Annotated in this window: 23 protein-coding genes; 10 read left to right on the top strand and 13 right to left on the bottom strand. The window is 70.7% G+C overall.

Annotation, left to right across the window (positions count from 1 at the left end; translation table 11 throughout):
* Window positions 1-53: 53 nt before the first annotated feature.
* Genes ACFPZN_RS38175 through ACFPZN_RS38150 form a run of 6 tightly spaced genes read right to left on the bottom strand, consistent with a single transcriptional unit; the run spans window position 54 to window position 6,714 of the window.
* Window positions 54-1,142, bottom strand: a complete 1,089-nt coding sequence (locus ACFPZN_RS38175) for an NADH:flavin oxidoreductase/NADH oxidase (RefSeq protein WP_378287393.1) — start codon at window positions 1,140-1,142, stop codon at window positions 54-56.
* Window positions 1,139-2,113, bottom strand: a complete 975-nt coding sequence (locus ACFPZN_RS38170) for an amidohydrolase family protein (protein ID WP_378287392.1) — start codon at window positions 2,111-2,113, stop codon at window positions 1,139-1,141. The genes ACFPZN_RS38175 and ACFPZN_RS38170 overlap by 4 nt, the downstream gene beginning before the upstream one ends.
* The gene (locus ACFPZN_RS38165; protein WP_378287390.1) at window positions 2,110-2,562 is read right to left on the bottom strand and encodes a cupin domain-containing protein; all 453 of its coding nucleotides are present in this window, start codon (window positions 2,560-2,562) and stop codon (window positions 2,110-2,112) included. Before ACFPZN_RS38165 ends, ACFPZN_RS38170 begins: the two co-directional genes overlap by 4 nt.
* 26 nt (window positions 2,563-2,588) lie before the next feature.
* Window positions 2,589-3,779 carry an FAD binding domain-containing protein gene (locus ACFPZN_RS38160; RefSeq protein ID WP_378287389.1) on the bottom strand — a complete coding sequence of 397 codons (1,191 nt, stop codon included), beginning with the start codon at window positions 3,777-3,779 and terminating at the stop codon, window positions 2,589-2,591.
* On the bottom strand, window positions 3,776-5,194 hold the full coding sequence (locus ACFPZN_RS38155; RefSeq protein WP_378287388.1) for an MFS transporter: 1,419 nt from the start codon (window positions 5,192-5,194) through the stop codon (window positions 3,776-3,778). Before ACFPZN_RS38155 ends, ACFPZN_RS38160 begins: the two co-directional genes overlap by 4 nt.
* A 53-nt stretch (window positions 5,195-5,247) precedes the next feature.
* A complete protein-coding gene (locus tag ACFPZN_RS38150; RefSeq protein ID WP_378287387.1) occupies window positions 5,248-6,714 on the bottom strand; it encodes an aldehyde dehydrogenase in 1,467 nt (488 codons plus the stop codon).
* 137 nt (window positions 6,715-6,851) lie between these two features.
* On the opposite strand from ACFPZN_RS38150, the gene ACFPZN_RS38145 reads away from it, so the two are divergent.
* The 3 genes from ACFPZN_RS38145 (at window position 6,852) to ACFPZN_RS38135 (ending at window position 10,960) form a co-directional block, all read left to right on the top strand.
* Window positions 6,852-8,624, top strand: coding sequence for a helix-turn-helix domain-containing protein (locus ACFPZN_RS38145; protein WP_378287386.1), 1,773 nt, complete (start codon window positions 6,852-6,854; stop codon window positions 8,622-8,624).
* A 194-nt stretch (window positions 8,625-8,818) separates the two neighbouring features.
* A complete protein-coding gene (locus tag ACFPZN_RS38140; RefSeq protein ID WP_378287385.1) occupies window positions 8,819-9,709 on the top strand; it encodes a hypothetical protein in 891 nt (296 codons plus the stop codon).
* Window positions 9,710-9,727: 18 nt separating this feature from the next.
* Window positions 9,728-10,960, top strand: coding sequence for a hypothetical protein (locus ACFPZN_RS38135; protein ID WP_378287384.1), 1,233 nt, complete (start codon window positions 9,728-9,730; stop codon window positions 10,958-10,960).
* A gap of 105 nt (window positions 10,961-11,065) precedes the next feature.
* On the opposite strand, the gene ACFPZN_RS38130 is transcribed toward ACFPZN_RS38135, so the two are convergent.
* Entirely contained in the window at window positions 11,066-11,656 is a 591-nt protein-coding gene (locus ACFPZN_RS38130) for a dihydrofolate reductase family protein (RefSeq protein ID WP_378287383.1), read from the bottom strand.
* A gap of 80 nt (window positions 11,657-11,736) precedes the next feature.
* Window positions 11,737-11,946 carry a DUF397 domain-containing protein gene (locus tag ACFPZN_RS38125; protein ID WP_378287382.1) on the bottom strand — a complete coding sequence of 70 codons (210 nt, stop codon included), beginning with the start codon at window positions 11,944-11,946 and terminating at the stop codon, window positions 11,737-11,739.
* A gap of 178 nt (window positions 11,947-12,124) precedes the next feature.
* Here ACFPZN_RS38125 and ACFPZN_RS38120 point away from each other — a divergent pair, with 178 nt between their 5' ends.
* Together ACFPZN_RS38120 and ACFPZN_RS38115 are read left to right on the top strand one after the other, a co-directional pair.
* Window positions 12,125-12,607: a MaoC family dehydratase gene (locus tag ACFPZN_RS38120; protein ID WP_378287381.1), complete on the top strand. Its 483-nt coding sequence runs from the start codon at window positions 12,125-12,127 to the stop codon at window positions 12,605-12,607.
* Between the two features lie 122 nt (window positions 12,608-12,729).
* Window positions 12,730-13,068 (top strand): acetyl-coenzyme A synthetase N-terminal domain-containing protein, encoded by a 339-nt coding sequence (locus tag ACFPZN_RS38115; protein ID WP_378287438.1) that lies wholly within the window; start codon window positions 12,730-12,732, stop codon window positions 13,066-13,068.
* A gap of 293 nt (window positions 13,069-13,361) precedes the next feature.
* Here the strand turns inward: ACFPZN_RS38115 and ACFPZN_RS38110 are convergent, their stop codons facing one another.
* Both ACFPZN_RS38110 and ACFPZN_RS38105 read right to left on the bottom strand, forming a co-directional pair.
* Window positions 13,362-14,048, bottom strand: coding sequence for a RibD family protein (locus tag ACFPZN_RS38110; RefSeq protein ID WP_378287380.1), 687 nt, complete (start codon window positions 14,046-14,048; stop codon window positions 13,362-13,364).
* Window positions 14,041-14,487 (bottom strand): SLOG cluster 4 domain-containing protein, encoded by a 447-nt coding sequence (locus tag ACFPZN_RS38105; RefSeq protein WP_378287379.1) that lies wholly within the window; start codon window positions 14,485-14,487, stop codon window positions 14,041-14,043. The genes ACFPZN_RS38110 and ACFPZN_RS38105 overlap by 8 nt, the downstream gene beginning before the upstream one ends.
* Before the next feature lie 653 nt (window positions 14,488-15,140).
* Here ACFPZN_RS38105 and ACFPZN_RS38100 point away from each other — a divergent pair.
* From ACFPZN_RS38100 to ACFPZN_RS38080, 5 genes are read left to right on the top strand one after another with little or no spacing between them, the layout of a single operon-like run.
* Window positions 15,141-15,266 carry a hypothetical protein gene (locus ACFPZN_RS38100; protein ID WP_378287378.1) on the top strand — a complete coding sequence of 42 codons (126 nt, stop codon included), beginning with the start codon at window positions 15,141-15,143 and terminating at the stop codon, window positions 15,264-15,266.
* Window positions 15,267-15,275: 9 nt separating this feature from the next.
* Entirely contained in the window at window positions 15,276-16,460 is a 1,185-nt protein-coding gene (locus tag ACFPZN_RS38095) for a cupin domain-containing protein (protein WP_378287377.1), read from the top strand.
* Window positions 16,460-17,032, top strand: coding sequence for an aldo/keto reductase (locus tag ACFPZN_RS38090; protein ID WP_378287437.1), 573 nt, complete (start codon window positions 16,460-16,462; stop codon window positions 17,030-17,032). Before ACFPZN_RS38095 ends, ACFPZN_RS38090 begins: the two co-directional genes overlap by 1 nt.
* Window positions 17,033-17,082: 50 nt before the next feature.
* Window positions 17,083-17,364 carry an aldo-keto reductase family protein gene (locus ACFPZN_RS38085; protein ID WP_378287376.1) on the top strand — a complete coding sequence of 94 codons (282 nt, stop codon included), beginning with the start codon at window positions 17,083-17,085 and terminating at the stop codon, window positions 17,362-17,364.
* Window positions 17,365-17,386: 22 nt separating this feature from the next.
* Window positions 17,387-18,208, top strand: a complete 822-nt coding sequence (locus tag ACFPZN_RS38080; protein ID WP_378287375.1) for a phosphotransferase — start codon at window positions 17,387-17,389, stop codon at window positions 18,206-18,208.
* Window positions 18,209-18,213: 5 nt separating this feature from the next.
* On the opposite strand, the gene ACFPZN_RS38075 is transcribed toward ACFPZN_RS38080, so the two are convergent.
* From ACFPZN_RS38075 to ACFPZN_RS38065, 3 genes are all read right to left on the bottom strand, one after another.
* Window positions 18,214-18,414 (bottom strand): DUF397 domain-containing protein, encoded by a 201-nt coding sequence (locus ACFPZN_RS38075; RefSeq protein WP_378287374.1) that lies wholly within the window; start codon window positions 18,412-18,414, stop codon window positions 18,214-18,216.
* 59 nt (window positions 18,415-18,473) lie between these two features.
* Window positions 18,474-18,683 (bottom strand): DUF397 domain-containing protein, encoded by a 210-nt coding sequence (locus tag ACFPZN_RS38070; protein ID WP_378287373.1) that lies wholly within the window; start codon window positions 18,681-18,683, stop codon window positions 18,474-18,476.
* On the bottom strand, window positions 18,680-19,291 hold a 612-nt coding region (locus ACFPZN_RS38065), incomplete at its 5' end, for a DUF5753 domain-containing protein (RefSeq protein WP_378287372.1). The genes ACFPZN_RS38065 and ACFPZN_RS38070, both read right to left, overlap by 4 nt.

The raw sequence follows: 19,291 nt of genomic DNA, 5'->3' as shown, positions 1-19,291 counted from the left end.
CGAAGGGCCGCCCGCACCACGTGGTGCGGGCGGCCCTTCGGCATTCCCGTCCTTCAGGCGGGTGTGCCCGTGGCCGCCCGGAGGTACTGGCGGGGATAGAGCGACTCGACCGGCCCGGCCCCCAGTTCCCGCGCGGCCCGCAGCGGCCACGACGGGTCGCGGAGGGCCTCACGGGCGAGCAGCACCGCGTCCGCCGAGCCCTCCGCGAGGACGGCCTCGGCCTGCTCGGGACGGGTGATCAGCCCGACCGCCCCGACCGGGACCCCGGCCTCGGCCCGCACCCGGCGTGCGAAGGGGACCTGGTAGCCGGGCCCGACCGTGATCCGCTGGGCCGCGTCCAGGCCGCCGGACGACACGTCCATCAGATCGACGCCCCGCTCCCGCAGCGTCCCGGCGAGGTCGGCGGTCTCCTCGGGCGTCCATCCGCCCTCGATCCAGTCCGAGGCCGACAGCCGCACGAGCAGCGGCATGCCGTCCGGCCAGACGCCGCGGACGGCGTCGACGACCTCGCGGAGCAGCCGGGTGCGGTTCTCGAACGAGCCGCCGTAGCGGTCGGTCCGCCGGTTCGACAGCGGGGACAGGAACTGGTGCAGCAGGTATCCGTGTCCCGCGTGGATCTCGATCAGGTCGAACCCGGCGGCGCCGGCCCGCCGCGCCGCGTCCCGGAAGGACCGGACGACCCCGGCGAGCTCCTCGGCGGTGGCCTCGCGGGGCTCCGCCAGCCCCGGGTAGGCCAGCGGCGACGGGCCGAGGACGCTCCAGCCGCCCTGGTCCACCGGCAGGGGGCCGCGTCCGTGCCAGGGCGCGAACGCCGAGCCCTTGCGGCCCGCGTGCCCGAGCTGGACGCCGACGGCGGCGCCGTGCGCGTGGACGAAGTCGACGATGCGCGCCCACCCCGCCACCTGGTCCTCGTTCCACAGCCCGGTGTCCTGCGGGCTGATCCGCGCGTCCGGGCTGACGGCGGTGGACTCGGTGAGGATCAGCCCGAAGCCGCCCGCCGCGCGGGCGCCGAGGTGGACCAGATGCCAGTCCGCCGGGACGCCGTCGCCCGTCTCGACGCTGTACTGGCACATGGGCGAGAGCCAGGCCCGGTTCTTGATCGTCAGAGCCCGCAGGGTGATCGGTGTGAACAGGCGCGTCATGATCCGTCACCGTGAAGGAAGGTCCGGGCGTTGCCCGTGAGGGCCTCGGCGTCGAGCCCGGCGCCGGTCGCGAACCCGACCGGGTCCTGCTGCGCCATGTCGAACGGGTAGTCGCTGCCGCAGACGACCGCGTCCGCGCCGGCGTGCGCGGCGAGCAGGCGGAGCTGGCCGGCGTCGTGGGTGACGGTGTCGAAGTACAGCTCCCGGAATGTCTCGCGCGGCGGGCGCGCGGAGCTTCTCCGGACGTCGGCGCGCGTGCGCCAGCCGTGCTCCCACCGTCCGAGCAGTCCGGGCGCGCAGCCGCCGCCGTGGACGAAGCAGATCCGCAGCCGGGGGAGCCGTTCCTTGACGCCGCCCAGCAGCAGCGCGGCGACGGCGGTCGCGGTCTCCACCGGGTTGCCGATGAGGTTGGCCAGGTAGTGGTCGCCCCACTCCGGCCGGGGCAGCTGCATGGGGTGCACCAGCACCGCCAGGCCGAGCCGTTCGGCCTCGGTCAGGACGTGCAGCAGCGCGCCCCGGTCCAGGGAGGCGCCCGCGACCAGCGGCGGGATCGCCGCGCCGGCGATTCCGGGTGCCGCGGCCAGGCTCTCCAGCTGGGCGCTCGTCTCGGCGGGATCGTCGAACGAGACCATGCCCAGACCGGCGAGGGTGCCGCCGGCGTCCGCGACGAGGGCGCCGAGGGCCTCGTTGTACGCGGTGACGTAGCCGGTCGCCGGGCCCGCGACGGGGAACGCGAACGGTGGCGCGGACAGCACCCGCACGCCCACCCCTCCGGCCCGCATGTCGTCGTGGATCGCCCGCACGTCGCTCATCGCGCGCGTCTCGATGGACAGCGGGATTTCGCCCAGGTACAGCTCGCCGTCACGGTCCCGCATGGGGCCGTAGGGCGCTCCGGGAGGGAGGTCGAACAGCTCGGGCGGCAGCCAGTGGGCATGGACGTCGATCACGCCGCCGTCGATCACGCCGCTCATGGCGTCCGCCTCTCACGGTGGACGTCCAGGGGCTCGTTCGCGCTGTCCAGGTGCTCCACGGTGGTGAACACGAGCTCCCCGTCACCGATGTTCTCGATGTCGTGCAGCAGGTACTCGCCGGGGCCGAAGGTGAAGTGACGCGTCTCGCCGGCGGTGTAGGCCACCTCCCGCGTGGTGCCGTCGCTGGTGTGCTGGCGGCTGCGGCCCGCGTCCACCGCCGTCCAGAAGTAGTCCAGGACGTGCCGGTGGGCGTGCCAGCGCTCGCCGGGCGCGAGCCGGATCTCCCAGACCCGCACGCGCTCGTTCTCACTGAGCAGGCGCGACCCGACGTGCCCGTCGTGGGCGTACGTCTCGAACTCCTCGCGCAGTTCCTCGGACCAGCCGTCGAAGCCGGTCGCGACCAATTCCCCGGCCAGGGGCAGGTCGCTCAGGAACGAGGTGTCCGTCATGGTGTCTCTCCGTTCGTTACTGGTCGCTATTGGCCGGGGCCGTAGAGGCCGAACCGCAGGCTCGGGTCCCCCGGGATCCAGGTGTTGCTGAACTGCGAACGCTCCCCCATCGCGACGACGCGTTCGAGTAGGCGCGCGCTCAGCTCGAGCTGGGCGGGCTCCCATTTGCGCAGGGCGGCCGGAATGTCGCCCCTGGCCTCTTCGAGCGCCACGACGAGCGCCCACGCGTCCGCCGCGGCCTTGGCCGTGCCCGCCGCGGCGTGCGGGCGGGCGGCGCAGGCGGCGTCACCGATCAGCGCGACCCGCCCGTCGGCCATCCGGGACGCGCGCACGTCCGACACCACCTGCACGTACGGAGCGGCCGTCGCCGTCACCACCTCGGCGGCGGCGGGCGCGAGCATCCGCCCGGCGGCCTCGCGCATCTCCTCGACGTAGCGGTCCTGCACCTGCCCGGGATGGAGCGACACCTTGCCGGGGAAACCGCGCTTGTCGAGCAGCATCTCCGACAGCTCCGCGCCCTCCGGCACGTTCCGGTACCAGACGTAGTTCATCAACCGGTCGCGCGGCCCGGTGCCGCCCTCGCCCGGGATCGGGTAGAGCGTGATGTGGGAGTGGGGCACCACGCTGTATGAGATGGCGTCGCCCAGCAGCTCCCGCGTGGACTCGGTCAGCTCGTGCTCGGGGACGGTCCCGCGCCACCCCACGTACCCCGAGTAGGTGAGCCGGGCGGCGGGATCCAGCCGCTCCCGCCCGACCGAGGTGATGCCGTCGGCGAAGACCACCAGGTCGGCGGTCTCCCGGCGGCCGCTCACGAAGCGGACCGTCGCCCCGCGCTCGTCCTGGTCGAAGCCGCACGCGAACTCGCCGAGCCGGTAGCGGTCGAGCCCGAAGTCGGCGAGCAGCGCCCGGTAGAACGTGCCCCACGAGGTGTAGCTCCAGGAACGGCGGTCCCGGTCGATGATCTCGTTGCCGGGGCCGAGGTACTGGACCCACTCGGTGGTGGTGCTGAGCGCGTCCGGGCGCTGGGTGCTGCGCTCGTTGAACCAGCGCAGCGTGTCCGGCTGCAGGACGATCCCGCTGCCGCGCCCGTCCAGGGCCGCCGGGGTGCGCTCGAAGACCTCCGTCCGGAAGCCCAGGTCGCGCAGGAGCAGGGCGGCGGTGAGTCCGCCGATGGAGCCGCCGATGACCACGGCTCGCGCGCCGTCGTAGACGCTCATGACCTGGTCTCCTCTCCGGTCGTCGTGGTGGCGGGCGCGGCACCGGGCGCCGGAGCGACCGGGGCCGGGACGACCGGGACCGGGTCGGTCGGGAGCGGCGCCCCGCGGGTCTCCGGCGCGAAGAACAGCCCGATCGCGCCGAGCATGCCGACGGCGACCACGCACGTGGTGGCCAGGCCGAGATCACCGCCGAACCAGGACGCCGCGATGACACCGGCGACCAGGGGCCCGGAGGCGGTGATGAAACGGCCGATCCCGTTGTAGAGGGCCATGCCGGTCGCGCGGACGCTGGGCGGGAACAGCTCCGGCCCGTACACGAGGATGCCGGACAGCGCCCCGTACAGCCCGAACCCGGCCACCGGGATGACGAGCAGGAACACGCCGTACGAGCGGTCGAAGGGGAAGAGGAACAGCACGCTCGCCGCGGAGATCGCGAAGCTGAGCGCGAACGTCTTCCGGCGGCCGATGGCGTCGGCGAGGAAGCCCCAGGTGGCGTAGCCGAGGACGCCTCCGGCGTTGAACAGCATGGACGCCGTGGCCACCCGGTCCTTGACGGCGTCCGCGGGCAGGGCCGCCGCCGTCGCCGCCTCGCGCAGCACCTGCGGGTACCAGGTCGACACGCTCCAGAAGGCGAGCAGGGAACCGGTGGCCAGGGCGGTCCCGACGAGGGTCCGGTGCAGCAGCGGCGGGGTGAGCAGGCGGCGCAGGACGAACCGGTCCTCCTCCGCGCGATGCCCCAGCGCCTTGCGCGTCCGCCGGGCCTCGATCGTGTCCTTGATCTCCGGGGGCTCGGGGACGTGGCGGCGGATGAACCACACCAGCAGCGCCGGCGCGACCGCGATGCCCATCATGAGGCGCCAGCCGTAGCCGCCGAGGACCGCGTACGCGAGCGCGGCGACGAAGAATCCCAGGGCGTACCCCGACATCATCACGCCGCAGGCGCGGGCCCGGTGCCGGTTGCGCCAGACCTCGGCCACCAGCGCGGCCCCGACCGGGGCCTCCACGCCGGAGCCGAGTCCCGCGACGAACCGCAGGACGCCGAGCTGCCACCACGTGTCGGCGAACGCCGCGAGCGCGGTGAAGACCGCGTAGGTGACGATCCCGACCGACAGCACCCGGACCCGGCCGAAGTAGTCGGCGAGGATGCCGAACAGGATGCCGCCGGTGCCCCAGCCGAACAGGAACAGGGCGGCGGTGAGCCCGCCGTAGAGGCCGATGCTCCCGCCGTCGACGGCGATGCCGCTGTTGGGCAGCAGCTCGGTCATGGCCGGTCCGAGGACCAGCGTGTAGAGGCTTCCCGCGAACCCGTCGAGGGCCCAGCCCATGGTCGTCCCGAACAGGACGAGCCACTGGGTGCGGGTGATCTCGGCGCGCCAGCCCCGCGGAGGCGGTGCCGGGGTGGGGTGGGAGGGCATGGCGATCCCTTCGTTCGTGCGACGGATCGGTGGATCAGAGGGGGTGGGGGAGGTCAGTTGAGGCGGCCGGGTTCGTCCCGGCCGTACCAGTCGGCGTCGTCGGCGGCGGTGCGCACGACGACCGTCTTGATCCAGGTGAAGTCGTCGAAGCTCTCGGTCCCGGCGTCCCGGCCCGTCCCGGACTCCTTCGTCCCGCCCCACGGCAGCGACGGTTCGAGCCGGTGGTGGTCGTTCACCCACACCATCCCGGCGACCAGGCGGTCCGCGACCCGGTGGGCGCGGGCGACGTCGCGGGTCCAGACGCCGGCGCCGAGGCCGTACCGGTTGTCGTTGGCCTTGGCGACGGCGTCGTCCTCGTCGTCGAACGGCACGACCACCGCGACCGGCCCGAAGATCTCCTCCTGGGCGACCCGCATCGCGTTGGTCGCGCCGGCCAGGACCGTCGGCCGCACGTAGAAGCCCCCGCGCAGCGGGCCGGGCAGGTCGCCCGGGACGCCGCCGCCCGTCACCAGGCGGGCGCCCTCCTCGACGCCGACGTCGATCATCCGCAGCACCCGGTCGCGCTGGACGGCGCTGATCAGCGGCCCGAGGCGCGTCGCGGGGTCGGCGGGGTCGCCGATGCGGATCGACTCGGCCCGGCGGGCGAGGGCGGCGACGAACTCGTCGTGGATCCCGCGCTGCACCAGGAAGCGGGAGCCGGCGACGCACGACTGCCCGGCGGCGACGAACGCCGCGAACGCGGCGCCCTCGGCGGCGGCCGCCGGGTCGGCGTCGTCGAACACCAGGATCGGGGTCTTGCCGCCGAGTTCGGCCGTGACCCGGGCGAACCGTGCGGCGGTCGCGACGGCGGCGGCGCGTCCGGCCTCCGTGCCCCCGGTCAGCGTGATCTTGGCGACGCCGGGGTGGGCCGTGAGGTGCTCCCCGACGTCCCGGCCGCCGGTCACCACGTTCACCACGCCGTCCGGCAGGCCCGCCTCGCGCAGCACCTCGACCAGCGCCAGCGTGGACAGCGGGGTGGTCTCGGACGGCTTGACCACCACGGTGTTCCCGGTGGCGAGCGCGGCGGACAGGCTGCGCGCCAGGATCAGCAGCGGATGGTTGAACGGGGTGATGATCCCGCAGACGCCCAGGGGCGCGCGGCGCTGGTAGGTCAGGTACGGGCCGTCGGACGGGAGGACGGCGTCCCGCTGGGCGGCGAGCAGCCCCGCGTTGTAGCGGAACCATTCGGGGACGCGGGAGAGCTGGGCCCTGGTCTCGGTGATGGGGCGCCCGTTGTTGCGCGTCTCCAGCCGGTAGAGCGTCTCGGCGGCGGACTCGACGGCGTCGGCGGCGCGCAGCAGGTGGCGGGCGCGCTCGCTGCGCGGCAGCGCGGGCCAGGGCCCGCCGGTGAACGCGGCGCGGGCGGTGCGCACGGCGTCGTCGACCTCGGCGATCGTGCTGTCGGCGACGGTCTGGATCACCTCGCCGGTGGCCGGGTTCAGGACGGGCCGGGCCGCCGCGGCGGCGTCTGTCTGCGTCATGCGGTGCCTTTCCAACGCGGGGTGGGACCGGCGTCCCGATGCGCCGGTGCGATCGAGTATGGAATCGGACAGACCAGATTTATATGTATGGCGGAACACTCTTTCCGGTGATCTATGTTCCGCCTACCATTCAGATCGTGACCCCGACGAACGAACCGGACCACCTGCCCAACCACCGGCCCGACACTGAGTCGCTCGCCGAGCTGCGCCGCTGGCTGGACGCAGTCGGAGCCCTCACCGCGGCCGTCAACTCGGGCCGCGGACTGCGCGAGGTCCTCGACCTGATCGCGGAGACCGCGCGGTCGCTGCTCGGCCTCGACTTCTGCGGCGTCCTCGTCCCGGACGCCGCCGGGCGGAACCTGGTCATCGCCGGCTGGAGCGGGCTGACGGAGGAGTACGTCGCGCGGGTCAACTCCGACCGGCCGGTGCGCCTGGAGACCGGCGCGCGGGGCGGGGCTCCGTCGAGCCGGGCGTTCCGGTCCGGGCGGCCGGTCGCGGTCGCCGACATCTCGGCCGAGCCCGACTTCAGCTGGGCGGGCGTGGCCCGCGAACAGGGCTACCGCTCGATGCTGTCGGTGCCGCTGGTCACGGGCCCGGCGGTGGTCGGCACGCTGAACAGCTACCACTCCGCCGTCCACGACTTCACGCCGCTGGAGATCGACCGGCTGCGGCTGCTGGCCGACCACGCCGCGATCGCGCTCACCTCCGCCAGGATGCTCGACGACCTCCGCCACCAGCACGAGCTGGTCACCCGCTCCGAACGGATCCACGAAAGCCTGCTCCGCGTCGCCCTCCGGGCGGGCGGCGTCGACGGCATCGCCGCCGCGGTGTCGGACCTGCTGGCCAGGCCGGTGCTGGTCGAGGACGCCCGCGGCGAGGTCATGGCGCACGCCGGCCCCCTGGAGGACCTGCCCGGCGCCGAGATCCGCAGCACGAGCACGGCCAGGCCCGGAACGGACCTCGTCCGGCAGCACGGGGAGCACGTGGTCATCGGGGTGCTCCTGGAGGGCTCGGTGGTCGCCCGGCTCTGGCTGCCGCGCGGCACCGAGCCCCTCACGCCCCTGGACGAGCGGGCCCTCGAACACGCCTCGATCGTGCTGTCCCTCGAACTGTTCCGGCTCCGCACCGCCGCCGAGGTCGAGCAGCGGCTGCGCGGGGAACTGCTCGCCGACATCCTCGGCGGCACCGACCCCGCCTCAGGCCCGCTCCGCGAACGCGCCGAACTGCTCGGGCACGACCTGTCCCGCCCGCATCTGGCACTGGTCTGCCGGATCGAGCCCGCCCAGACCGCCCTGGCCGAGCGGGCACTGGCCGCGGTCACCCACCTGGCCTCCGGATTCGTCCCGAGACCCCTCGTCGCCCTGCACCGCCAAGCGCTCGTGGTGCTGTGGCCGGCGGAGGACGCCCGCCCTCGGGAGATCGGGGAGAGGGTGCGGAAGGCGCTGACGTCCGTGCCCGGGGTCACGGAGGCGATGGTCGCGGTGTCCGCCCCTGCCCACCACGGCATCGTCCAGTCCTACCGGACGGCGCTCGGCGCCCTCACCGTCGCGGCCAGAGCGGGACGGCCCGCGTCCACGGTGACGGTGGACGACCTGGGCATCGGCGGCCTGCTCCTACAACTGGACGACAGCGCCCAACTCCTCGCCTTCGCCGACCGCACGCTCGCGGACGTCCGCCACCACGACCGCGAACGCGGAACCGAACTCCTGCACACGCTCCGCGTCCACCTCGACGCCGGGCTCGACCGGCGCGAGACGGCGCGGCGGCTCAACGTCCACCCCAACACCGTCAGCCAGCGGCTGCGCCGCATCGAAACCGTGTCGGGCCTGGACCTGTCCCAGCCGGAGACCGTCGTCAACGTCCGGGCCGCCCTGGTCCTGCTCGACGTGGCCGAGGGCGCCGCCCCTTAGACGAGCATCAGCACCCCGCTGAACACCGCGAAGAACCCCTGGATCCACGCCCAGTGCTGGACGGGGATGCCGTAAAGCGTGTGCTCGTTGAACCCCCGGTACCCACCCTGACACGCCGCCCCGCCGTCGTCCCAGACTTCGTGGAGCAGTAGCGTCCTGCCGCAGTGCCTCTTCCCACAACGCGAGCAGCGCTCATGAACACCTCGGCGGAGAGCCCCCTCAGCGGCCTGGAGTCGGTCGGCTGGGCTGAGCTCCACCGCGCCTACGGCCCGGCCGTGGACGTCCCCGGCCAGCTCAAGGCACTCCTGTCAGCGGACGAGGAGGAACGCCGCCAGGCCCATCACCGGCTCCGCGGGAACGTCTACCACCAGGGAACCCGCTGGCAGGTGAGCTGCCATGTCGTCCCGTTCCTGACCGCACTGGTGGACGACCCGGCGACCCCGGACCGGGCGGCCGTGCTCGACCTCCTCCGCATCATCGCGCTGGGAGACCGCGACGACACCCACCTCCCCTTCGCCCTAACCCCGGCCGAGAACGTGACCGGCACTGCCGTAGCGGCCGTCGTCGCGTGGCTCTACGGCGACGACGACCGCGACGAACCCGAGGAAGCCGAAGCGGTCGCGGCGTCCTGGGACCGCGACGCCTACCTCGCGGCGGCCGTGCTCAGCGACCGGTTCGCCGCGTGGACCGACGACCCCGACCCGCTGGTCGCCGCGGGCGCGGCCGAACTCCTCGCCTGGTTCCCCGCCACCGGGCTCACCGTCTCGCGGCTCCTGGAGATCCCGGCGACCCAGGAGATACCGCGCGCGAGCGCCAATCTCACCCTCGGCTACCTCGCCCCGGCCGAACCCGCCATCGACCACCGGCTGACGTCCCTGCTCACCACCGAAAGCCTCGCCGTCCAGCTCACCGCCGCCGTCGCCCTCGCGCTCCGCCTCGGCGACCGGCTGCCCGACGCCGCGCTCCAGATACTCGCCGAGGCCCCCGACCACCCCGACGAGATCACCGCGTTCCCCATCCCCTGGGACCGCTCACTCCTCGGATTCGCCGCCCTCGCCCTCTACCGCATCGGCTTGTCCCCCTAATCCTCTAGGTTGCTCTCCATGCCGCTTGACGACGGTCTGAAGGCCCGGATGGCCGAGCCCGGCTTCTGGTCCGCCTACCTCTTCGAGGACGATGCCCCCGACTTTGAAGAGGAGGAGCCTTGCCGCGCTGAATTCGACGTAGGCGACGGCCACGCGCTCGTCCTCGACGTGGACCTCGCCTACGGCGCCTTCGAACTCGCCGTCGCCGTCCCCGGCACGGCGGAGCCCATCCAGGTCGGCTGGGATGACCAGGCCCACTTCCACCCGCACGTGATGCGCTGGTCCGAGCTGGACCTGCTGGCCCGGGCCGCGGCGCTGCGCGATGCCGAGCTGCGTCACCCGGGGCCATTCCTCGCCCTGCTGGCCCGCTTCGCCGTCCTGGACGAGCAGGACGACCCGGACGCGATGGCCCCGCTCGTGGACGGCGCCTTCCACCTGGTGCGTCCTGGCACCGTCAGCGGCCTCCGCCCTGAGACCCGAGAGTGGTACGAGCTGCGCGATCTGCGCGGCACCGGCCTGCTCTGGACGACCCGCCCGGACGGCCATCCCGCCGTCGACCAACCCCTCGACATCTCGATCGAGCGGCCGCTCTACTCGCTGCGAGCCCCCGACTCCGACGACTTCCCGTTCGCGGCCTGGGCCGCCCTCCTCGACCGCGCCCGGCATGCCCTCGCCGCCGTGGCCGCCGACCCTGCTCTCCAGGACGCCGCCGTCCGTTCCGCCCTGCAGCGCTGCTCCACCGCCCGCGGCCACCACGACCTCGTCCCACTGGCCCGGGCACTGCGCACCGCCGGTTTCGCCCAGCCCGTCCTGCTGCGCGCCTTGGAGGACCCGGTGAGCCGGGCGGAATCGTGCTGGGCGATCGAAGCGTTGGCCGGCCTCGACCAAGGCTCCCTGGTGAAACGCTGGTTCGGCCGCAGCCTCCTGGCTACGGCCCGTTTCTGGGAGCTGACCCTGACTCTGGCCGTCGAGGGCCGCCCGCAGGCCCACGCCCGTACCGTGGCGGCCGATCTCAGCGATGCCCTCAAGCAGGCCGGGCTGGGCCGTGCCGAGATCGGTGGCGGCACCTTCCGCCAGGCGCCGGGCGGCGGCTCCGTCGCCGAGAAGGTCATGATCGAGGTCACGGTCCGCGACGACCTGGACCGCGGAGCCTCCCTGGTCCACGAAACCCTGCGCCGCCACGACGCGACGGACACCGCCACCCTGGCCCGCTCCGGCCCGCCCTACGACCCCGTCCCCCTGGACCGTTGATGGGATATCGCTGAAGGGCGCGATGTGTCCCACCACGCCTCCTGGGGCGGCCTGTGGCCATTGACCAGCACCGACATCTCCCATCAACGATCTAGGGGCGGCGGTTCACGCGCCGGCACTCCGGGGGGACGTCGCGAGCCGCTCGCCGCCGGTGCGGTAGTCGAGCAGGACGAGGCGGTCGTCGATCACGGTGGTGCCGACGAGGTCCAGATCGGCCACGGGCAGTTCGTCGAAGACCGGCGCTTCCCCCTCCACACCGTGGATCATGGGGAAGAACATCACCCGGACACGGTCGACCAGCCCGAGCCGGAAGAGGCTGCGGACCAGGGACGCGCTGCCGATGGTGCGCATCGGCAGCCCGTCGTCCAGGGCCTTCAGCGCGGGCACGGCCGTCTCGACCGGCTCGTCGACGAGCGTGGTGTTCGCCCACGTCAGCGGCGGCCGCAGCGTCTTGGAGAACACGATCTTGGGGAGTTCCGCCATCCGGGGGAAGGTCGGGTCGTCGACGCTCGCGACGATCTCGGCCATCTGCCGGTACGACGTCGCGCCCATGAGCATGACGTGCTCCTCGGCGAGCTGGGCGTCCATCCATTCGGACAGCCCCGGCCCGATGTACCCCCAGTACGGGGCCGACCGCGGCCCGCCACCGCCGTACCCGTCGACGGTGCTGAACATGTCGACCATCAGCTCACGCATGCGCTCTCCCGGCCATCGGCTGGAGCCGGAGCACCCGTTGCCCCGACTTCTCCCCTGTAGACCTCCCCGGCCCGGAGAACTCATCGCCCGCACCTTCCGTCGTGCGCACCACCCTTGACACGACACACGAACGCACCCCGCGCGGCCGCATCGAAGGCCGGCCGGGGACCATCCGGGTCCTTGGAATCACGCAAACCGATCACAGGAGCCAGGTCCGCCACCTCGACGCACTCACCACCGTGATCGTCGCTGCGGCTGCTCTTGCGCCACCGGAGAGCTTGAGAGTCCATGCGTGCAGGCACCCCGCCGAGTCAATGTGGTGATCGCCACGGCGGGACCGAAAAGCAGGGAGAATGGCGATTCTATCCCCAAGGGTGCCGCGATGATCAGGCGACTCGCAGTTCGGCACCACGATCGTAGGATGTGCCGGACGGTAAGTCTTCCGGCAGACCTCGAGGGGCGATCGCCATGACCCAGAACGACCTGTTCGCAATTCCCCAGGAAGACCGGCGGTTCGAGGACTTCGTACCCGGCATGACCTATGAGCACAATGGGCAGATCGAGGTCACCGAAAAAGAAATACTCGACTTCGCGGGGGCCTTCGACCTGCAGTCGTTCCATACCGACCCGGCCGCCGCCTCGGACGGCCCCTTCGGCGGCCTGATCGCGAGCGGCTGGCACACCACCGCGCTGATGATGCGGTTGCTGACCGAGCACTATCTGCCGAGGACCGCCGGTTTCGGCAGTCCGGGCGTCGACGACCTGCGGTGGCTCGTCCCCGTACGGCCGGCCGACACGCTGCGGCTCCGGCTCACGGTCACTGACGCGGTCCGATCCACCAGCAGGCCCGACCGCGGCCTCGTGCACTTCCGGCCGCAACTGATCAACCAGGACGGCAAGGTCGTCCTGGACATGAAGGCCCTCATATTCCTGCGGACCGCGGAGGGATGAGATGAACGAGCCCGAAGTCCTCTGGCGGCCCCCGCCCGGTGTGCTGGACGCCTCCCGGATCGGCGCCCACCTGAGCATGGCTCCGCCATGACCGCGGGCTCCGCCTCGACGATTACCTCTCGCTGTGGGAATGGTCGGTGCGCGATCTCGAAAACTTCTGGACGTCGATCGCCGAGCACTTCGACGTGAAATGGCAGGTGCCGCCGGAAACGGGCCGGTCGCGACTCGACGATGTGGCCGGCGCCGTCTGGTTCCCCGGGTCGCGGCTCAACTACGCGGCCAACGTTCTCCGCCTTCCCGGTGTGGCCCCCGACGACATCGTGGTGCGCGCCTACAGCGAGACCCGGCCACCACAGAGCCTCACCGCGACCCAGTTGCGCGACACGGTGACACGGGTGGCGGCCGGGCTGCGCCGCCTGATCTTCGCTTGGGCTTCCTCAAGGTCAGCTTCTCGGCCGTGAACGGGCCGAGCTTGCGGCTCGGCCGTTCACACCTTGTTGCGCTCCCGGCCGCCACTGGCCGTGGTGCGCGGGTCGCATCACCCTTCTCCCGCCACGGGGTGGGGGGAGGGGCGGGCATGCTGACAAATACCGACGCCGTGCGCGCCCTTCGGTGGACCTTCACGGCGGCGATGTCGTCGGCCAGGCCAGCGAGCCCGCACACGACGCAACGCAACCCGCCCCTGGTGGGGCGGTTCATTCGGGAGACGTGCCCACACCACGGGTTCGGGCACCTCTGCGAGGTGTGGGGGTGCTCACTTGTTGGTTTCGTCCAGGATGTATCGCGCGAGGATGACGTCGCCGATCAAGCATACTTCGGCGACTTTCATCCGGTTGCCGGGGTGGTGAGGGAAAGCTCCGCCACCTACGAAGCGGGGGGCGTCGGTCTCACCGACGAAGAAGGGGGCGATGACGAGCTGGAGCTCGTTGGCGAGCCCTTGGGTGAGGAACTGGGTGTGGACGGTGCCGCCGCCTTCCACCATCAACCGCTGGACGCCTCGCATGGCGAGATCGTCCAGGACCTTCTCCAACTGAACTGTGTCGCCGGCGTTCACCACAGTTGCGGCGTCGCCGAGGCGGCCACGGCATTTGTCCACCGCGGCACCGGCGCAGTACACGATCTTTTCCACCTCGCCCGCGGCGAAGAACTTGGCCTCCGGGTCGAGATCGCCATGGTTGGTGAAGGTGACCTTGATCGGGCTTTCGGGGAGGCCACGGGCGAGACGGTCTTCACGGCGTTCCCGGGCCCGGACGAGCAGCCGGGGGTTGTCACGCCGAATGGTGTTGGCGCCGACAAGGATCGCGTCGCTGCCAGCCCGGACTTCGTCTACACGGTCGAAGTCTTCATCGTTGGACAGCAGCAGCCGCTTGTCGGTCGAGTCGTCGATGTAGCCATCGATCGAGGCCGCGCAGGACAGCAGTACGTAGGGACGTTCAGTCACATGGGGCTCCATGGTGGTCGTGGATCAACTGCTCGACGATCCGAACGAAATCCTCGGCGGAGTCCTCGCAGGCGTTCAGAGAGGCAAAGTGCTCGTGGGTCATCCATGAGCACAGGCGTTGGTCTCGAATCGCCTGCTGGTAGAAGCGCCGCGCCCTACCTCCGCTCGCGGGCAACACGATGATCTTCTTGCCCAGCGAGTGGGCGAGGTCGATCTCGGTTTGGGTGCCGGCCGCGCCACCGAGCACGATGACGAACTCGGCGCCCTGGACGACGTGGCGATGGCCGAAGAGTCCTATGGCCAAGGTGATGTCGGGTGGGCGGTACTGGTCAGCGATGTAGGTCATGACCTCGATGCCCACGCCGACCGGGCCGTGGCTGACCTTGTAACCGCGGCTCATGACCAGTCGTGCCAGGCACCGGACGACCGCGTCGATCACAACGGCGTCGGTATCGGGTGCCCGGCTGCCACAGATGGCGATGTGTACGGGACCAGACCTGGTTCGCACTTCAGTGCCACTGTGCGTGGTGACGCGCGGTGGCATGGGCGGCCGGTCGGCTCTGGGATCGGGGTTGTGGGCTGCTGGGGCGAGCCCGAGCAGGAGGCGGCTCTGGTCGGGTATGTGCAGGCCGTCGGCGATGCGGGAGGACTTCGATGTCGGAGACTCGGCCTTGGCGGGTGCCTCTGACCCAGTTGGAGATGTCGGAGCGGTCGTGTTGGGTGAGAAAGGCGAGCTGGGTCTGTGTGCAGTCGGGGAACTCGTTGAGGAACAGGCGGAACAGGCTCGCCACGTCCCTTTCGGTAAGGCATCGCTGAACATCGTCGCCGCACCAGAACCCCATGGGAACGGCTCCGGGATCGAAGACCCTGCGCCTGGCCACGTCGCCATTCGTCCTTGATTGGTTTGTCACCCCGGCCCCAAGCCTAGCGACCCGCAGGCGGCGGGCAAGCGCATTCGTTGGGAGTGACCCGTGGGGCGGTTCCACGGTCACAGACGACGTGCTCATTCCCTGCCGCAAAACGCGGGACGGACCACAGAGTAGGGCTCGGCAAGTCCGGCCGCAGGGGGCGGTCGGCCAGGAAGGAGTCCCAGTGAAGGACGAGAACGGCAGCAGCGGCCTGGTGGTGGCCGTGGAGAAGATCGTGGCGGCCCGCGGGCGTGCCACTCAGCCCTCCGACGGCGGATCCACCGGCAAGTCCGACCTGAACGACGGCTGAACCACGATCATGATCGACCTGATCGTCGAGGTCCTGGGCGGGGAGAGATTCCTCGCCCAGGACCTGGGCCGCACCCACCGCGTCTTCCCCGCCCCCGCTGCGGAGCGGGACCGGTTCGCCGGGCTGCTGAGCTGGCCTGCGTTGAACGAGATCCTGAACACTCATCGTCTGGAGCCGCCCCGGCTGCGGCTGGCCATCAACGGGACGACCGTGCCGACCTCCGATTACTGCGAGCAGCGCACATACCGGCGGATGCAACCCTGGAACGCCCCGCAGCCGCACCTCCTCGCAGCACAGCTGCGTGACGGTGCAACCCTGGTCCTGGACGCGATCGAGGAGATGCACCCGCCGATCCGCGACATGGCAAGCAGGCTGGAGCGGCACCTGCGCACCGGTGTGCAGGTCAACGCATACGCCTCTTGGACCTCTAAAGAAGGCTTCGGCGTTCACTGGGACGATCACGACGTCATCGTCATCCAGGTGGCCGGAGCGAAACGATGGCGTGTCTATGGCCCGACACGACTCACGCCGCTCTACCGAGACATCGACTTCGACGACACACCACCCGAGCACCCCACCGACGCCTTCACCCTCGAGGCAGGAGACGTTCTGCACGTCCCCCGCGGATGGTGGCACGCAGCGGCCGCGTCCACCGGACGGCCTTCGCTTCACCTGACCTGTGGCCTGGCCACGCACACGGGCATCGATCTGCTCTCCTGGCTGGTGGATGAGCTACGAGCCCACCAGTCCATGCGCGCCGACCTTCCGCGTTGGGCTGACGAAGCTACCCGATCAGCCTGGCGCCGACATGCCGCCGAGCTGCTATCCGAACGACTCGACGACCCATCGATCATCGAGAACTACCTGGCCGCGCGAGACGCCGCCTACGGGTCCCACGGCGGCTTCTCCCTTCCACACGCCGTCAGTGCGCAGCCCTCAGACGCCGACCTCAGGGTCCGGCTGACAGCGCCACGTGCCCTGATCCGCGATGCTGGTCAAACCGTGGCGTTGGAGGCCGCCGGGCAACGCTGGATACTTGCAGCCGAGGCGGCACCCCTGCTGGACATGCTCGCCTCCGGCCGGGAGACGGGCGTCGGCCGCCTCTCCGCGGCTGCGGGAATCGCTCCGGAACAGGTCGCCGAATTGCTGCACCAGTTCCTCCAGGCCGGCGTCGTGGCCGTGAGCGACGCGTGATGGCACTTCTGGGTTTGGGGACGTACCGCTGCCGTGACGTCTCCGCCGCCGCACGCGTGGCCGTCTCAGCAGGGGTCACTACCATCGACACCGCCCCCGTCTACGCCCAAGGAACCGCGCAAGCCCAGCTGGCCCACATCGTGGCCGCCCATCCCGAGGTGCGCCTCTTCTCCAAGGTCGGGCACATGACCCGCACGCAGGCCCAAGCGGCCCTACGCGCTGGAGTCATCGCGGCGCGGGATGCCACCCGATGCCACTCCATCAGTCCGGCCTATCTCGACTACCAGATCGCCACCACCGGCGCCGAACTGGACCGCCAACGCCTCGACCTGCTTTACCTGCACAACCCCGAGCATGACGCCCACACCGATCCCCGGCGCCTACTTCACCAGATCACACGAGCCTTCGCGACCTGTGAAAGGCGGTTCATGACGGCAAAATCGCCGGCTACGGCGTCGCCACCTGGAGCGGTTTCACCCACGGCGCCTTCAGCGTGCACCACCTCCTCAACGCCGCGCGAGACGCCGCAGGCGGCACCAACCACCACCTACGCGCGATCCAGTTGCCCGTGAACCTCGTACACATAACGCCCCTCGCCGGAGCATTGAACGGGGTCGGCCCAGTGGCCGAGGCCGCGGAAGCGGGCTTGCAGGTTTGGGCTTCGGCCCCGCTGAACGGCGGCGAACTCGTCGACATGGTCACCAACGAACTCGCCGCCCTCATCAACCCATGCCTGTCACCCGTCGCGGCGACCCTTGCCATCGTGGCGTCCACACCAGGATTAACCGGTGCCCTGCTGTCAGCATCCACTGCGGCACACTGGCACGAGGCCCTGACCGCGTTCCGGACTCCGGCCGTCCCGCCCTCGCACCTCAAGGAGATCTGCCATCTTCTCCGAGCCTGACGACCCCGCCTTGGCCGAAAGGATGCGCTCAGCCTTCACCGCCGCAACGACGCGACTCGAGCTCACACCGCTCGACCAGACGCCCAAGGTATGGGGCCACAGTGGCCGCACCCTCAGCGGCCCCGTCACCACGCACTCCGGACGCGCATGGCTCCGCCTGCTCGAAGCCCCAGCAGGCAAGGAGGGCGGCAAGCTATGGACCGGAACCCAGCAAGCCACCACACTGCTCCCCACCCAAATCCCGCGTCCCCGCCTGCTCCGCACCACCCACTGGACGCATGACGCGCACGTCTACCGCGCCGAACTCACCACCTACGAGCCGACCCCCGTCTGCTCACCCACACCCGACCTCACCGAACCGATCACCCTCCCCGACGCGTGGTGGACCCAACTGCGCCAGGCCACCGACGCCCTCAGCACAACTCCAGCCCCGCACGACCGCCAGCCCGTCATCAGCCAGGAGTACATCCACCGCACCATCCCCCGATACCTCGGCGACATCGGCATCGACACCGCCGTCCAACGATGGAGCCTGGCCCACGGCGACCTCCACTGGGCCAACCTCACCAGCCCGAAACTCACCATCCTCGACTGGGAAGGCTTCGGCCCCGCCCCCCACGGCTTCGACGCCGCCCACCTCCACGCCTACACACTCCCCAACCCCGAACTTGCCGCCCGCGTCCATCACAACTTCGCCGACATCCTGACCACACCACAGGGCCGACTCGCCAGGCTCACCGTCGCCGCGATCCTCCTCCAAGCCGCCGACCGCGACCCCACCCACGCCCGCCTCGCGCCCCACATACGAAAGCACGTCCATCAGTTGCTGGCATCAGCGATCTGAGCGGATCAGCCCAGGTCGTGCACACCAGCCTTGACACGGCGCGTGAACGCACCCCACGCAGCGGCATCGAAGGCCAGCCTGGGACCATCCGGATCCTTGGAATCACGGACACCGATCACAGGAGCCAGGTCCGCGACCTCGACACACTCACCGCCGTGCTGGTCGCTGTGGCTGCTCTTGCGCCACTGGAGAGCTTGAGAATCCATGCGCGCATCATCCGCTGGCCCACGGCCCCGGTCCAGACCGTGGGCACAACGCATCCGCCTCAGCCCAGGTCGAGCACACCAGCCTTGACACGGCGCGTGAACGCACCCCACGCGGCGGCGTCAAAGGCCAGCTTCGGACCATCGGGGTCCTTGGAATCACGCACACCGATCACGGAAGCCAGGTCTGCCACCTCGACGCAGTCACCGCCGTGATCGTCGCTGTGGCTGCTCTTGCGCCAGTGGATGATCGCCGGATCGTCCATGCTCATAGCTCCTCCATCACACTCTTGATCAAGTCCTGCGACTTGTCGACGGGGAGTGCGTGACCGCGCACCATGTCATAGCGTACGAGGCGCCTTGCGACTGAGGCGCGGTCATTGATGAGGACGCCTTCGCCCGTAGATTCGGTGTAGGCGACGTTCTTGCCGTCCCTCAGGTCAAGGATGGTGAACGTTCCTCCGAGTCCTTCGTGGTAGCCCGTGTCGAGCGGCACGATGTGCACCATGCTGGTTGGGCGCTCGCTAAATTCCAGAAGGTGGGCGAGTTGCTCGCGCATGATCTCCCGGCTGCCGACGATCCGTCGTAGCACCATCTCATCCATGACGAACCACGCGTGCGGCGGATGCTGGCGAGTGAGGATCCGCTGACGTTCCATGCGCTCCTGCAAGAGACGTTCGGCCTTCTCGGGGACCTGGTTGCTTCCGAGGACTGTGCGGGCGTAGCCCTCGGTCTGGAGAAGACCATTCACGAGCGTCGGGTCTGTCCAGTTAACGGTGTGACTCGATATTGCTGAGGTCAGCTGCCGGCGGTGGTGAGGCGGCCTTCGAAAGCGATGTCGAAGGCGTTGAGGGCGGCCTTCCACCGGGCGATCCAGCGT

Origin of the sequence: Actinomadura rugatobispora (assembly GCF_042656285.1) — a bacterium.
GTDB classification, from domain to species: Bacteria; Actinomycetota; Actinomycetes; order Streptosporangiales; family Streptosporangiaceae; genus Spirillospora; species Spirillospora rugatobispora.
Note: the sequence above shows the minus strand (reverse complement) of the source record. Positions and strands in the feature narration are given on the sequence as shown.

What these genes read in the sequence shown, in the direction of transcription:
- ACFPZN_RS38120 (WP_378287381.1), top strand. Translation starts at nt 12,125, where the DNA reads ATGACCCAGAACGACCTGTTCGCAATTCCCCAGGAAGACCGGCGGTTC.
- ACFPZN_RS38155 (WP_378287388.1), bottom strand. Translation starts at nt 5,194, where the DNA reads ATGCCCTCCCACCCCACCCCGGCACCGCCTCCGCGGGGCTGGCGCGCC.
- ACFPZN_RS38165 (WP_378287390.1), bottom strand. Translation starts at nt 2,562, where the DNA reads ATGACGGACACCTCGTTCCTGAGCGACCTGCCCCTGGCCGGGGAATTG.
- ACFPZN_RS38175 (WP_378287393.1), bottom strand. Translation starts at nt 1,142, where the DNA reads ATGACGCGCCTGTTCACACCGATCACCCTGCGGGCTCTGACGATCAAG.
- ACFPZN_RS38150 (WP_378287387.1), bottom strand. Translation starts at nt 6,714, where the DNA reads ATGACGCAGACAGACGCCGCCGCGGCGGCCCGGCCCGTCCTGAACCCG.
- ACFPZN_RS38130 (WP_378287383.1), bottom strand. Translation starts at nt 11,656, where the DNA reads ATGCGTGAGCTGATGGTCGACATGTTCAGCACCGTCGACGGGTACGGC.
- ACFPZN_RS38160 (WP_378287389.1), bottom strand. Translation starts at nt 3,779, where the DNA reads ATGAGCGTCTACGACGGCGCGCGAGCCGTGGTCATCGGCGGCTCCATC.
- ACFPZN_RS38075 (WP_378287374.1), bottom strand. Translation starts at nt 18,414, where the DNA reads ATGGATTCTCAAGCTCTCCAGTGGCGCAAGAGCAGCCACAGCGACCAG.
- ACFPZN_RS38135 (WP_378287384.1), top strand. Translation starts at nt 9,728, where the DNA reads ATGCCGCTTGACGACGGTCTGAAGGCCCGGATGGCCGAGCCCGGCTTC.
- ACFPZN_RS38070 (WP_378287373.1), bottom strand. Translation starts at nt 18,683, where the DNA reads ATGAGCATGGACGATCCGGCGATCATCCACTGGCGCAAGAGCAGCCAC.
- ACFPZN_RS38170 (WP_378287392.1), bottom strand. Translation starts at nt 2,113, where the DNA reads ATGAGCGGCGTGATCGACGGCGGCGTGATCGACGTCCATGCCCACTGG.
- ACFPZN_RS38090 (WP_378287437.1), top strand. Translation starts at nt 16,460, where the DNA reads ATGGCACTTCTGGGTTTGGGGACGTACCGCTGCCGTGACGTCTCCGCC.
- ACFPZN_RS38125 (WP_378287382.1), bottom strand. Translation starts at nt 11,946, where the DNA reads ATGGACTCTCAAGCTCTCCGGTGGCGCAAGAGCAGCCGCAGCGACGAT.
- ACFPZN_RS38140 (WP_378287385.1), top strand. Translation starts at nt 8,819, where the DNA reads ATGAACACCTCGGCGGAGAGCCCCCTCAGCGGCCTGGAGTCGGTCGGC.
- ACFPZN_RS38095 (WP_378287377.1), top strand. Translation starts at nt 15,276, where the DNA reads ATGATCGACCTGATCGTCGAGGTCCTGGGCGGGGAGAGATTCCTCGCC.
- ACFPZN_RS38080 (WP_378287375.1), top strand. Translation starts at nt 17,387, where the DNA reads ATGCGCTCAGCCTTCACCGCCGCAACGACGCGACTCGAGCTCACACCG.